General features: G+C 74.5%; 12 protein-coding genes. 1 reads left to right on the forward strand and 11 read right to left on the reverse strand.

The genetic code is table 11. From position 1 onward, the window contains the following. Positions 1-92 precede the first annotated feature (92 nt). The 10 genes from FHR78_RS10260 to tilS form a co-directional block, all read right to left on the reverse strand. Positions 93-854, reverse strand: coding sequence for a DUF2520 domain-containing protein (locus FHR78_RS10260; RefSeq protein ID WP_166760390.1), 762 nt, complete (start codon positions 852-854; stop codon positions 93-95). Further along, positions 851-2986 carry a PH domain-containing protein gene (locus tag FHR78_RS10265; protein WP_166760391.1) on the reverse strand — a complete coding sequence of 712 codons (2136 nt, stop codon included), beginning with the start codon at positions 2984-2986 and terminating at the stop codon, positions 851-853. The genes FHR78_RS10260 and FHR78_RS10265 overlap by 4 nt, the downstream gene beginning before the upstream one ends. Before the next feature lie 50 nt (positions 2987-3036). Beyond that, complete coding sequence (locus FHR78_RS10270; protein ID WP_166760771.1) at positions 3037-3516, reverse strand: PH domain-containing protein; 480 nt, start codon at positions 3514-3516, stop codon at positions 3037-3039. A gap of 43 nt (positions 3517-3559) precedes the next feature. Next, positions 3560-4030, reverse strand: coding sequence for a DUF3180 family protein (locus tag FHR78_RS10275; protein ID WP_208393058.1), 471 nt, complete (start codon positions 4028-4030; stop codon positions 3560-3562). Then, a complete protein-coding gene (gene folK / locus FHR78_RS10280) occupies positions 4027-4656 on the reverse strand; it encodes a 2-amino-4-hydroxy-6-hydroxymethyldihydropteridine diphosphokinase (RefSeq protein ID WP_347878137.1) in 630 nt (209 codons plus the stop codon). Before folK ends, FHR78_RS10275 begins: the two co-directional genes overlap by 4 nt. Next, entirely contained in the window at positions 4653-5108 is a 456-nt protein-coding gene (folB, locus tag FHR78_RS10285; protein WP_166760392.1) for a dihydroneopterin aldolase, read from the reverse strand. Before folB ends, folK begins: the two co-directional genes overlap by 4 nt. Continuing rightward, positions 5105-5917: a dihydropteroate synthase gene (folP, locus tag FHR78_RS15720; RefSeq protein WP_166760773.1), complete on the reverse strand. Its 813-nt coding sequence runs from the start codon at positions 5915-5917 to the stop codon at positions 5105-5107. The genes folB and folP overlap by 4 nt, the downstream gene beginning before the upstream one ends. Positions 5918-6925: 1008 nt before the next feature. After that, a complete protein-coding gene (gene ftsH, locus FHR78_RS10295) occupies positions 6926-8917 on the reverse strand; it encodes an ATP-dependent zinc metalloprotease FtsH (RefSeq protein ID WP_166760393.1) in 1992 nt (663 codons plus the stop codon). A 201-nt stretch (positions 8918-9118) separates the two neighbouring features. Beyond that, complete coding sequence (hpt, locus tag FHR78_RS10300; protein ID WP_166760394.1) at positions 9119-9670, reverse strand: hypoxanthine phosphoribosyltransferase; 552 nt, start codon at positions 9668-9670, stop codon at positions 9119-9121. A 45-nt stretch (positions 9671-9715) separates the two neighbouring features. Continuing rightward, positions 9716-10708 carry a tRNA lysidine(34) synthetase TilS gene (gene tilS, locus FHR78_RS10305; RefSeq protein ID WP_166760395.1) on the reverse strand — a complete coding sequence of 331 codons (993 nt, stop codon included), beginning with the start codon at positions 10706-10708 and terminating at the stop codon, positions 9716-9718. 69 nt (positions 10709-10777) lie between these two features. On the opposite strand from tilS, the gene ppa reads away from it, so the two are divergent. After that, positions 10778-11269, forward strand: coding sequence for an inorganic diphosphatase (gene ppa / locus FHR78_RS10310; protein WP_166760396.1), 492 nt, complete (start codon positions 10778-10780; stop codon positions 11267-11269). A 278-nt stretch (positions 11270-11547) separates the two neighbouring features. Here the strand turns inward: ppa and FHR78_RS10315 are convergent, their stop codons facing one another. Next, positions 11548-12843, reverse strand: a complete 1296-nt coding sequence (locus FHR78_RS10315; RefSeq protein ID WP_166760397.1) for a M23 family metallopeptidase — start codon at positions 12841-12843, stop codon at positions 11548-11550. Positions 12844-13089 lie beyond the last annotated feature (246 nt).

Below are 13089 nucleotides of genomic sequence, written 5' to 3' on the forward strand. Positions count from 1 at the left end.
GAAGGAGGAGGGGCGAGGGTCGCGAGGACCCGGTGCGGCGGTGCGTGGTGCGGTGCGGTGCGGTGCGGTCGTGCTCGGTTCAGCGCGGCGCCTCAGGCGCCGGTGCCGCCGAACGGCGACGGCGGGTCGTCGAACGCCGCCATGTCGATGGTACCGGGGCCGGTCGAGCCGCCGGCGACGCCGAGGGCGCGGTCCATCGCGGAGCGCACGAGGGGCGCGATCAGGCGTCCCGGCTCGGGCACGCCGAGCTCGGCGAGCATCGAGACCGACTGGGTGACGATCGCGGCCGAGAACTCCGTGGCGGTCGCGACGGCCTCGGCGTAGCGGGGCCGGTCGGCCTCGCTGACGATCACCGGCTCGGCGCCCATCTCGACGACGAGCGCCTGCCCGATCGGCTGCACGGGCACCGGCGCGGTGACCGCGCACCACGCCTCGCGGAGGCGGACGAGGTCGATCGTCGTGCCCGTGAAGGTGAGCGCGGGGTGGATCGCGAGCGGGATGGCCCCCGCGGCGAGCGCCGGCCGCAGCACCTCGAGGCCGTGCGCCGCCGAGGTGTGCACGACGAGCTGGCCCGGCTGCCAGACGCCGGTCGCGGCGAGGCCCTGGACGAGGTCGGCGAGCTGGTCGTCGGGCACCGCGAGCAGCACGAGCTCGCTGCGCTCGACGATCTGCGGCACGGTGAGCACGGGCACGCCCGGCAGGATCGCCTCGGCCCGGTCGAGGCTCCGCTCGGACACGGCCGAGATGCCGACGATCGCGTGGCCGGCGGCCGCGAGGGCGGCGCCGAGCACGGGCCCGACGTGGCCGGCGCCGACGATGCCGACGCCGAGGCGGCCGCTCTGCTGGGGACTCACGGGCGGGGTTCCTCTCGGTGCTGCGGTGCGGGTGCGGGGCCGGGTGCGGGTGCCACGTCGTGCTCGTGCTCGTGCTCGTGCTCTCGAATTTGAGAGCGATCCTGCCGCGGAGCCCCGTGCGGCGCCGTTCCCCCGTCGTCCTGACCCGGAATGCTCTCGCTTTCCGCGGCATGGGCAAGGGACGAGGAGGCGGGGGTCGCGTCGGCCGGGGCCGGCTGCGACGCGGCTGCGCCTGGCTCGTCCCGAGCCGGGATGCTCTCAAATTCGGATGCAGGCGCGGGGGCAGGGGCGGGGGACGAGGAGGCGGGGGTCGCGTCGACGGGAGCGGCGTCCGGCGAGGCGGCCCAGCGGTGGGTCCTGTCGGCCCGGGCGGCGGCGACGGCGTCGTGTGCGGCTCCCTCGAAGAAGCGCATCGCGTCGTCCTGGTCGAGCGCGCCGATCGTCGCGATGATCGGACCCTGGACGGTGTGCAGGTGCACGGCGGCGAGCCGCAGCCGACGCAGCAGCGGGCCCTGCGACAGCCCGACGCTCTGCATCCTCGGCAGCGGGACGACGACGAGCTCGCGCCAGATCGCGCCCTTGCGCAGCAGCAGCGCACCCGGTGCCGTGCGGAACCCGTTGCGCCGCCACGAGAACCAGCGCAGCACGGCGGCACGACGCGGCGACGTCGTGAAGCCGCCCTCGCTGCCGCGGGAGGTCAGGCCGTCCTCGACGAGCGAGAGGGTGTGCGACGCGTGGTCGTCCGCGGCGGCGCGCAGGGGCTCGGCAGGCACGCCCGAGTCGACCCGCGCCTCCTCGGCGGGCACGCCGGAGCCGACCCGCGACTCCTCGGCGGGCACGGCCGAGCCGACCCGCGCCTCCTCGGCCTGGACCTCGGCGGCCGCGAGGCCGACGAGCTCGGGCAGGACGAGCTCGAGCACGCGGCGGACGTCCGTCTCGTCGCCGACGGGCAGCAGCGTCGCACCGCTCTGCTGGCCGGAGCCGTTCGTCGACGACCGCGACGCCCGGTTGATGCTGATCTGCCACCAGCCGAACGGCCGCCACAGCAGCGGCTGGCTGACCTTGACCGAGTGGATTCGTCCGGGCGGGAGCGTCTCGTTCGTGGTCGAGAACAGCCCGTAGCCGATGCGGATGCCGTCGCTCGACGACGAGATGCTGTACCGCAGCGACTTCGTGACGCGGTTGACGTAGTACCCGCCCGAGCCGAGCACGGCCGGCAGCAGGGCGAACAGCAGGAAGAACTCGCCGGTCAGCCGCACGCTGACCACGACGGCCACGGCCGCCGCCACGATGAAGAGCGTGTAGCCGCTGAGCAGCACCGAGCCGACCAGGCGCCCGGCGTCGACCTTGACGACCGACCGGGGAGGCGCCTCCTGCGGGTCGGTGCCGTCGGAGAGGAACTCCTGGGCGCGCTGCTCGACGAGCCCGACGAAGCGCTGGCGGGCGTCGGCGGGCACCGCCTGGCCCGGCGCGCCCACGGCACCGGGCACACCGCCCGCACCGGGCACGCCGCCGGCACCGGGCACGCCCTGGCCCGGCACCGCGCGCACGCCGTCGACCGCCGACCGCTGCACCCCTGAGGCGCGCCGCAGGATCTCGCGGCGCAGGTCGTCCGCCGCGGCGGACCGCAGGTAGGCGAGCGAGACGTTCGCGTCGTCGCCGGCCTGGCTCACCTCGAGCTTCGCGGCGCCGAAGACGCGGGCGAGCACGGGACGCTGCACGTTGATGCCCTGCACACGGTCGAGCCGCGCCCGACGGTCGGTGCGGAACACGACTCCGCTGCGCACCTCGACGACCTCCTCGGTGACGCGGAACGTGTTCATGCGCCACGACAGCCAGAAGACGAGCACCAGCACCGCGACGACCGCCAGCACGCCGAGCAGGACGAACCCGAGCAGCCCGTGCTCGAGCACCCAGCCGAACGGGTCGCCCTCGGCGTCGCCGTCGGGACGACGACCGCCGGGCACGAGCAGGCCGATGACCCACTCACGGGCGTTGTTGAGCACGATGCCGAGCCCGACGATCAGCGCGATGCCGCCCTTGAGCAGAGGGGTCGCGGGGTGCAGGCGGTGCCACTCGCCGTCGGTGAGCTGCGCGACGGCGCCGGGCACGCCGGCGGCCGGCACGCCCACGCCGTCCACACCCTCAGGAGGCGGTGCCCCCTCCCCCGGCAGCCCCCCGCTCACAGCCCCGCCCGCCGCGACTCGGCGAGCCCGACCAGCCGGTCGCGCAGCGACTCCGCCTCGTCCGCCGGCAGCCCCGGGATGGTCACGCCGGACGACGCCGCCGCGGTCACGAACTTGAGGTCGCTGAGGCCGAGCGCCCGCACGACGGGGCCGCGGTTGATGTCGATGAGCTGCATGCGGCCGTAGGGCACGGCGACGAAGCGCAGGTACAGGATGCCGCGGCGCACGAGCAGGTCGTCCTCGCGCAGCTGGTACCGGATCGACCGGACGCGGCGCGGCACGAAGGCCATGACGACGAGCGTGACGACGACGACGGCGGCCGTGATCGCGTAGCACCACCAGGCGCCGATGAACCAGAGCGGGGTCGTGGCCGCGGCGGCGACGAGCCCGCTCACCAGCCAGCCGGCGAGCTCGGGCCAGACGTACTTGGGCGAGACGCCGTTCCAGGCGGGCTCCGCCACGTCGAGTCGGTCCATGGCGGGTACCTCCGGGTCGGCGTGCGGTCGGCGGCGGCCCGGGTCAGGCGGCCTGGGCTCCTGGTCCGCCCTCGTCGTCGCCGGGCGGGACCGTGCACATGTGCTCGGCGACCAGACCGCCCGCGAGGAGGCCGAGGCCCCCCACGACGGCCACGATCGTGGGCACCACGGAGCCTATCGCCACGTCCACGCCGCGCGTCGTCATGAAGGCGAGCACCCCTCCGGCGGCCCCGGCGAACAGGGAGCCGGCCAGGCTGCTGGCCTTCGCCAGCAACAGCACGCGGGTGGCGTAGTAGGGGTCGACGCGCTCCTTCTGCGTGCCCTTGGCGACCCGGCGGACGGGCAGCGCCATCGTCACGACGATCCCGCCGATGACGAGCAGCACCAGCCCCAGCACGATCGACGGCACGATCGACGGCTGCCCGGACGACACCAGCGCGGCGTCGACGACGAACCCGCCGACGACCGCCACCACGAACAGGCCGACGAGGGTCGCGGGGCGCGTGTGCCTCACGAGGCACCGCCCGCCCGCGCGGCAGCAGCGTCGTCAGCAGCAGCCCCAGCCGAGGAGGCGCGGGCCGGCTCGAGCAGGCCGGTCGCGCCGGGCACGGGCCGGGTGCGGTCGGGCAGCCCGGCCAGCAGGTCGGCGACGCGTCCCCGGGAGCCGAGGCGCGCCTCCTCGTCGACCTGCAGCCACGGCTCGAGCACGAAGGCGCGCTCCGCGGCACGGGGGTGCGGCAGCGTCAGGCGCTCGGTGTCGAGCTCGAGGTCGCCGAGGACGACGAGGTCGAGGTCGAGGGTGCGGTCGCCCCAGCGCTCGGCCCGCACGCGGCCGTGCGCGTGCTCGACGGCCAGCAGCACGTCGAGCAGCTCGTGGGCGTCGAGGGCCGTCTCGACGAGCGCGACGGCGTTGAGGTACGTCGGCTTGCTCTCGTCGGGGCCGTCGAGCGTCACGGCGACGGACGACACCGGCGAGGAGGCGGCGGTCACCGTCACCCCCGGGGTCGCGGCCAGGGCGGCGACGGCGTCGCGCAGCAGCTCGTCGCGGTCGCCCAGGTTCGAGCCCAGCGCGACCACGCCGCGGCGCACGGGGGCGTCGACGGCGGGGGCGTCAGCAGCGGCAGCAGCGGCGGCGCTCACGCGCGCTCCCGGACGACGGTGATCGACACGTCGCCGAACGGCACCGTGATCGGCGCGGTCGGCTTGTGCACGGTCAGCTCGACGCGGACGGCGGCCGGGTGGCTCAGCACGACGGCGGCGAGGCGCTCGGCGAGGGTCTCGACGAGGTCGACGGGGTCGCGCTCGACGGCCTCGACGAGCTCCTCGGCGAGCACCCCGTAGTGGACCGTCTGCTCGAGGTCGTCGTCGCCGGCGGCCCCGGAGGCGTCGAGGTGCACGACCGCGTCGACGACGAACTCCTGGCCGTCGCGGCGTTCGTGGTCGAAGACGCCGTGGTGGCCGGTGGCCCGCACCCCGAGCAGGCGCAGCACGTCGAGCCCGACGGGGACGGTGCGGACCGGGGCCGTGCCGGCCGCGCCCTCGGCAGCCGCGACGTGCGCGCCCGTCGTGCCGACCGCCTCCTCGGCGGTCACGCGTGCCTCGCCGAGCGTGCCGGGGCGGCGCCTCGCTGCCAGGCCTGCCAGACGTCGAGGGCGGCGCGGGTCGAGGCGGCGTCGTGCACGCGCACGGCCCAGACGCCGGCCTGGGCGGCGAGCACGCTGATCACCGCGGTCGCCGAGTCGCGGTCGCGGGGCTCGGCGCCGTCGGGCAGCAGCCCGCCGAGGAACCGCTTGCGCGACGCCCCGACGACCAGGGGGTGCCCGAGCCGGCCCAGTTCCTCGAGGCCGGCGAGCACCTGCCAGTTCTGGTCGGCGTCCTTCGAGAAGCCGAGCCCCGGGTCGAGCACGATCTGCTCGCGGTCGACGCCCGCGGACACGAGCTCGTCGACGCGGCGGCGCAGCTCGTCGCGCACCTGGCCGGCGACGTCGTCGCCCCGCATGCCCGTCGACGCGTCGGCGAGGTGGCCCCGCCAGTGCATCGCGACGAACGGCCGGCCGCTGTCGGCGGCGACCTGGGCCATGTAGCGGTCGGCGAGGCCGCCCGAGACGTCGTTGATGACGTCGGCGCCCGCGTCGACGGCGGCGTAGGCCGTGGCGGCGTTCATGGTGTCGATGCTGAGGCGCACGCCCTCGGCGGCGAGCTCGCGGATCACCGGCAGCACGCGCCGCTGCTCCTCGACGGGGTCGACCCGCCGGGCGCCCGGACGCGTCGACTCGCCGCCCACGTCGACGATGTCGGCGCCCGCGGCGACGAGCTCGCGGGCGTGGCGCAGCGCGTCGTCGAGGCCCACGAAGCGGCCGCCGTCGCTGAACGAGTCGGGCGTCACGTTGAGGATGCCCATGACGAGGGTGCGCGACACCGGGACGGCGCGCGCGTCGTCCCGTCGCGAGGCGCGAGGACGCACGGAGGCGGTGGCCTGCACGACGGGGATCGCCCGCGTCGCGAGGTCGGCCGGCCCGGCCTCCTCCACACGGCCGCGGGCGCGGCGGCGGGCCCTCGGGCCGGAGGCGGTGGTCGCCGAGCGCGTCGCGCGGCCGTTCGCGACGTCCTCGGCCTCGAGCGCGAGCAGCTCGGCGCGGTCCTCGGGCGGCGCCGCGTGCGAGGCGACCCGGGTGCGCTCGCGCGGGGCCGTGCCGGACGGGTCGGGCTCCCGGGTCGCGGCGTCGACGAGGCCGGCGGCGGCGTGCGAACCCGCGCGCGTGCGCGTCGCGTCGACGTCGGGCAGGGGCCCCTCGTAGCGTCCGCCGACGACCAGGCGCCGCCCGCCCAGGTGCCCGGACGCGGCCGCCGGAGCAGGCGTGGCCGACGTGCGGGGCGCGACGGCGGGAGGGACGCCGGGGCGGGCGCCCGTGGGCGGCGTCGGCACGGGCGGGTGCTCGCGTGTGGCCGACGGTGAGGCCTGCGCTGCGGGCGTCGGCGCTGATGGCGTCTGTGCTGCTGGTGTCTGCACGGCGGGCGTGCGCGCGCCAGGTGTCTGCTCGGCCGGCGTGCGCGCGGCGGGGCTCTGCGTGGCCGGCGTCTGCGTCGCGGGCGTGTGCGTCACCGGGGGCAGCTGGGCCGGGGGCCGCACGGCGGCGCGCTCGTCGAGCGAGAGGGCGAGGCGGCGCTCCGCCCCGGCGGCGGGGGCGCTGGCCGGAGGAGTCGCGTCGACGACGACCGGGTCGGGGTACCTCTCGCGACCCCGCGGGCGCTTCCAGACGTGCGGCTCGGACGGGGCGGCCGGGGAGCGGTGCGCTCCGTCGGGCGGCGAGTCGGTCACGAGGCAGTTCCTCCGGTCGGGGCCACGGGTCGAGAGGCAAGGCTACCGATCCGGGCGAGCACCGCGCGCCGCCCGGACCGGGGGGTGCGCCTACGCCGTGGCGATGCCGGGCGTGGTGCGCGGGGGACGCTGGCGCGTGGGCTTCTCCTCGGGCTCGGAGCCCACGCCGCCGTCGACCGCCGCGGCGTCGACGGGCGCCTTGGTCGGCATGGGGATGGCGGGACGGTCCGACACGGGGCGCCTGTCGCTCGACAGCCACTGCGGGCGCTCGGGCAGCTTCTTGACGTCCTTGAAGATCTCGGCCAGCTCGTCGTGGTCGAGGGTCTCTTTCTCCAGGAGCTCGGCGGCTAGGTGGTCGAGGATGTCGCGGTTGTCGTTGATGACGGCCCAGGCCTCGTCGTGCGCCTGCTCGAGCAGCACGCGCACCTCGGCGTCGACCGTCTCGGCGATGGTCTCGGAGTAGTCGCGCTGGCCCATGTCGCGGCCCATGAACTGCTCGCCCGAGCCCTGGCCCAGCTTGACCGAGCCGACCTTGTTGCTCATGCCGAACTCGGTGACCATCTTGCGGGCGGTGCCGGTGGCCTTCTCGATGTCGTTCGAGGCGCCCGTGGTCGGGTCGTGGAACACGAGCTCCTCCGCGACGCGGCCGCCCATGGCGTAGGTGAGCTGGTCGAGCAGCTCGTTGCGGGTGACCGAGTACTTGTCCTCGAGAGGGAGCACCATCGTGTAGCCGAGGGCGCGGCCACGGGGCAGGATCGTGATCTTCGTCACGGGGTCGGTGTGGCGCATCGCCGCCGCCGCGAGGGCGTGGCCGCCCTCGTGGTACGCGGTGATGAGCTTCTCGTGGTCGTTCATGATGCGGCTGCGGCGCTGGGGGCCGGCCATGACGCGGTCGACGGCCTCGTCGAGGGCCCGGTTGTCGATCAGCTGGGCGTTCGAGCGCGCCGTGAGCAGCGCGGCCTCGTTGAGCACGTTGGCCAGGTCGGCACCGGTGAAGCCGGGCGTCTTGCGGGCCAGCACGGCCAGGTCGACCGACGCGGAGAGGGGCTTGCCCTTGCCGTGCACCTCGAGGATCTGCTTGCGGCCGTCGAGGCCGGGGGCGTCGACGCCGATCTGGCGGTCGAAGCGACCGGGGCGCAGCAGCGCCGGGTCGAGCACGTCGGGACGGTTCGTCGCGGCGATGAGGATGACGTTGGTCTTGACGTCGAAGCCGTCCATCTCGACCAGCAGCTGGTTGAGGGTCTGCTCGCGCTCGTCGTTGCCGCCGCCGACGCCGGCGCCGCGGTGGCGGCCGACCGCGTCGATCTCGTCGACGAAGATGATGGCGGGCGAGTTCTGCTTGGCCTGCTCGAAGAGGTCGCGCACGCGGCTGGCGCCGACGCCGACGAACATCTCGACGAAGTCGGAGCCCGAGATGGAGAAGAACGGCACGCCCGCCTCGCCGGCGACGGCGCGCGCGAGCAGGGTCTTGCCGGTGCCGGGAGGGCCGTACAGCAGCACGCCCTTGGGGATGCGAGCGCCGACGGCCTGGAACTTCGCGGGCTCCTTGAGGAACTCCTTGATCTCCTCGAGCTCCTCGATGGCCTCGTCCGCGCCGGCGACGTCGGTGAACATCACCTGCGGCGTCTCCTTCGAGGCGAGCTTCGCCTTCGACTTGCCGAACTGCATGACCTTGCTGCCGCCTCCCTGCATGGACGACAGGAGGAACCAGAAGATGACGCCGATGATGAGGAAGGGCAGCAGCACGCTCAGCAGGGACACGAACCAACTGGTCTGCGTGACGGTGTCGTCGAAGTCCTTGAGGTTGGCGTCGTTCACCGCGGTGACGACCTCGTCGCCGCGGGGCGTCGAGTAGTAGAACTGCTCGTGCGCGTCGCCGTCCTTGAGGACGAGGTCGACGCGCTGCTCGTTGCTGAAGATCGTGGCCGACGCGACCTTGTCGTCGCTCAGGGCCTTCAGCCCCTCCTGCGTCGACACCTGGGTCGTGCCGGAGGCGCTGATGACGCTCCAGCCGATGCCGATGCCGATCACCGCGATCACGATGTAGATGATCGGTCCGCGGAAGAGTTTCTTGAAGTCCATGTCAGTACGGGCGACGCCCGGCACCTTTCTGCAGGAAGAACGTGAGCGAAAGGCTACAACGGGCCGCCTCGGGGCCCGGTGGGTGTTCGCTCATAGCGGGCTGCCCGCTCCCGTACTGGGGTGCCCCGGGGCCAGGCCAGGCCACGCCCGGCCCGGCAGCCCGGCCCAGGCCCGGCCAGGCCCGGCCCGGCCCGGCCCGGCTCAGCTGTACACGTGGGGCGCGAGCACCCCGACGCCGCGCAGGTTGCGGTACTTCTCGGCGAAGTCGAGGCCGTAGCCGACGACGAACTCGTTGGGGATCTCGAAGCCGACGTACTTGACGTCGACGTGCACCTTGGCGGCCTCGGGCTTGCGCAGCAGCGCGAAGATCTCGACGGAGGCGGCGCCCCGGCTCTTGAGGTTCTCGAGCAGCCACGAGAGCGTGAGCCCCGAGTCGATGATGTCCTCGACGATGATGACGTCGCGGCCGTGCAGGTCGGTATCGAGGTCCTTGAGGATGCGCACGACGCCCGACGACTTGGTGCCCGAGCCGTACGACGAGACGGCCATCCAGTCCATCTGCGCGTTGAGCTTGAGCTCGCGCGCGAAGTCGGCCATGACCATCACGGCGCCCTTGAGCACCCCGACCAGCAGCGGCTCGCGACCGGCGTAGTCGACCTCGACCCGACGGGCCACCTCGGCGATCGCGTCGTGGATCTGCTGCTCGGTGTACAGGACGCTGGTCAGGTCGCTCTCGATGTCGCTGAGTTCCATGGTCGGGCGTTCTCCAGTCGTGGGTGCAGGGTCGGGATGCGGGCCTCAGGAGGCGGCGGTCGCGGCGAAGTGCAGCGCGCCTCCGGTGCGCACAACTGTAACGCCCGGCAGGGACACCGCCCCCTGCCCGTGCCAGTCGGTGACGAGCCGTGCGACCTCGAGGGTCTGCGCCCGGCTGAGGGTCACGGCGAACTCGCTCTCGACGGCCAGGCGGATCAGCCGTTGCCGCAGCGCGGCGGGGTTCGACGCCAGCGACCGGACGTCGAGCGAGATGCCGGCCTCGGCGTGGTCGGCCACCTCCTCGGCCTGCTCCTCGGCGAAGTGGTCGAGCGCGGCCGAGTCCTCGCGCAGCTGCGCCGCGGTGCGGACGAGCGCCTCGGCGACGCCCGGCCCCAGCTCGCGCTCGAGCACGGGAAGCACCGTCGTGCGCACGCGCACCCGGGCATAGGAGGGGTCGTCGTTGTGCGGGTCGTCCCACGGCGTCAGGCCGAGGTCGGCGCAGGAGGCGCGGGTCGCCTCCCGCCGGACCACCAGCAGCGGCCGTCGCCACCGCCCCGACGCCGCGTCCATGCCCTGCAGGCTGGTGGGCCCGCTGCCCCGGGCGAGGCCGAGCAGCACCGTCTCGGCCTGGTCGTCGAGGGTGTGCCCGAGCAGCACGGCGACGGCGCCGGTCTCGGCGGCGACCGCCTCGAGGGCCGCGTAGCGGGCCGTGCGGGCCGCGGCCTCGGGCCCGCCGTCGACGCCCACCTCGACCCGGCGCACGACGACGGGGGCGAGCCCGAGCGCCGTGGCGGCCGCGGCTGCGGCGGCCGCGACGTCGGCCGACCCGGGCTGCAGGCCGTGGTCGACGACGACGGCCCCGGCGGTCAGCCCCGCCCGCGGCGCCTCGAAGGCCGTCGCGGCCGCGAGCGCCAGCGAGTCGGCGCCCCCGCTGAGCGCGACGAGCACGAGCTCGCCCTGCGCGAGGTCGGCGAGGGAGGCGCGGACGGCTCGGCGGACGTCGGCCACGGCAGGGGTCAGGCGCGGTCTCTCGGGCATCTTGTAACGTTACCGGCAGCCGCCGACCAGCCTGGTCGGCGTGCCCCCGAGACTGAACCAGGAGCAGCCATGGCCGCGTACGACGCCGTGATCGAGATCCCCAAGGGAAGCCGCAACAAGTACGAGGTCGACCACGAGACGGGCCGCGTCTACCTCGACCGCGTGCTCTTCACCGGCTTCGTCTACCCGACCGACTACGGCTTCTTCGAGAACACGCTGGGCCTCGACGGCGACCCCGTCGACGTGCTCGTGCTGCTCGACTACCCGCTGTTCCCGGGCGTCGGCGTCGAGGTCCGTCCCGTGGGCGTGTTCAACATGACCGACGACGGCGGCAGCGACGCCAAGGTCATCGCGGTCCCCGCGAAGGACCCGCGCTGGGAGCACATCCAGGACGTCACCGACGTGCCCGAGCACCTCCGCAAGGAGATCGAGCACTTCTTCGAGCACTACAAGGACCTCGAGCCCGGCAAGTGGGTCAAGACCGAGGGCTGGGGCGACGCCGCCGAGGCCGAGGCCATCGTCGAGGCCGGCATCCGCAAGCTCGCGGACGAGGGCCACTGACCCCCGCACCCCCGCATGACAGAGGGCCCGACGCACCAGCGTCGGGCCCTCTGTCGTCCGTCCCCTGCCCCCGGCTCCCCCAGCTCCCTCATTCAGGAACTCGTGTCCTGACCCGGCGCGACACAGGGACCCAGGTTCCTGAACCGTGCACCGTCCAGGAGAACCGACCGCCCGGTTCCTGAACGACGAGAGCACCGAAGGAGGCGCGGGCTGAGACCCGGGGAGGCGCAGGCACCCAGCCGGGCCCGCCCGCCGCGGCCGCCGGGCTGGCAGACGGGCTAGAGGCGGATGCCGCGCGCCGACATGAACGGCACCGGGTCGGTCGCGACCCCGCCCTGGCGGGTCTCGAAGTGCAGGTGGCACCCGGTCGAGTTGCCGGTCGAGCCGACGGTGCCGATGCGCTGGCCGACCTCGACGTGCTGGCCGACCGACACCATGATGCCGCCGTTGACCTGGTGCCCGTAGCCGGTGCTGACGCCGCCGCCGTGGTCGACCTGGACGAAGTTGCCGTAGCCGCCCATCCAGCCGGCGTAGGTCACGGTGCCCGAGGTCGCGGCGAAGATCGGCGTGCCGCAGGCCGCGGCGAGGTCCGTGCCCGCGTGCAGGATGTACACGTGCGTGACGGGGTTCACCCGCATGCCGAAGCCGCTGACGACGTTGCCTCCCGAGGGGCGGGTCCAGCCCGAGCTCGAGATGACGCCGGCGGGGGTGCCGTTCGTGGGGCTGCCGTACTTGGCCGCCTCGGCCGCGGCGGCTGCCTCGGCTGCCTTGCGCGCCTCCTCGCCGGCCTGGAACTCGGCCTCGGTGGTCTGCAGGTCCTGCTGCAGCACCGCGAGCTGCGCCTCCAGGCGGTTCTTGTTCTCCTCCTGCTCGGCGAGCGCGTCGGCGGCCGCCTGCGCGGCGTCGTTGGCCGCGGCCAGGGCGACGCGCGCCTGGTCGGCGAGCTCCTCGAGGGCGGCGGCGGCGACGGCCGCCTGGTCGCTGAGCGACTGGGCGGTGTTCCTGTCCTGCGTGGCCTGCGAGTAGATGCCGTCGGCCTGCTCGGTGAGCTTGCTCATCGCGCCGAGCTTGTAGAGCAGCTGCCCGGCGTCGCCCGGGTCGGCGATCAGGCTGCTGCTGATGCCGTCGTTGCCGCCCGAGCGGCCGAGCTGTGCGGCGAGCTGCCCCGCTCGCTCCTCGCTGGCGGCGGCGACCTTCGCGGCGTCGTCGGCCTGGGTCTGCAGCTGCGCGGTGCGGAACTGCGCGTCGTCGTAGGCGGTCTGCGCCGTCTGCAGGGCGTCGCCCTTCTGGCGGGCGTCCTCGTTCTTGGCGTCCAGGTCGGCGTCGAGCTGCGTGAGGAGAGCCTGCAGCGAGTCGATCTCGCCCTGCTTCGCCGTCGTGTTGCCCCGTGCCGCCTGCACGTCCGCCCACGACGGGTAGTCGGCGGCCTGCGCGGCCTGCGGCGACGCGACCCCGGCGGTCACCAGCAGGGCGACGGCGGCGAGGGCGGCCGCGAGCCGGCCGGCACGCGGGCCCGACGGCAGGGCGAGGGCCGAGGAGGCGCGGTCGCGGCGGGAGGTGCGGGTGGAGGTCATCGAGGTTCCGATTTCGTCGTGCACGAGGTCGAGCTCGCCCGGGAGGCCCGGGCCGTCCGTCCGGGGCGCCGATCTCGCGACCGACGAACCGTGGACTACAGGTCGAAGGTAGACGGCGCTGCGCCGACCCGCCAGCAGGTCGCGCGGTGCGGCGAGTCGCGGCGGCCGCCGCTCGGGACGCGGCCGCGGCGTCGGCCGCGCACGGGCCCGGCACGGGCCCGGCACGGAGCGGACGAGGACGTTTTG

The sequence above is a fragment of the Frigoribacterium faeni genome, from assembly GCF_011761235.1.
Classification (GTDB): domain Bacteria; phylum Actinomycetota; class Actinomycetes; order Actinomycetales; family Microbacteriaceae; genus Frigoribacterium; species Frigoribacterium faeni_A.

Bases quoted from the DNA above. Each gene is read 5' to 3' on its own strand.
- FHR78_RS10270 (WP_166760771.1), bottom strand. From the start codon at position 3,516: ATGGACCGACTCGACGTGGCGGAGCCCGCCTGGAACGGCGTCTCGCCC.
- folP (WP_166760773.1), bottom strand. From the start codon at position 5,917: ATGGGCATCCTCAACGTGACGCCCGACTCGTTCAGCGACGGCGGCCGC.
- ftsH (WP_166760393.1), bottom strand. From the start codon at position 8,917: ATGGACTTCAAGAAACTCTTCCGCGGACCGATCATCTACATCGTGATC.
- hpt (WP_166760394.1), bottom strand. From the start codon at position 9,670: ATGGAACTCAGCGACATCGAGAGCGACCTGACCAGCGTCCTGTACACC.
- tilS (WP_166760395.1), bottom strand. From the start codon at position 10,708: ATGCCCGAGAGACCGCGCCTGACCCCTGCCGTGGCCGACGTCCGCCGA.
- ppa (WP_166760396.1), top strand. From the start codon at position 10,778: ATGGCCGCGTACGACGCCGTGATCGAGATCCCCAAGGGAAGCCGCAAC.
- FHR78_RS10315 (WP_166760397.1), bottom strand. From the start codon at position 12,843: ATGACCTCCACCCGCACCTCCCGCCGCGACCGCGCCTCCTCGGCCCTC.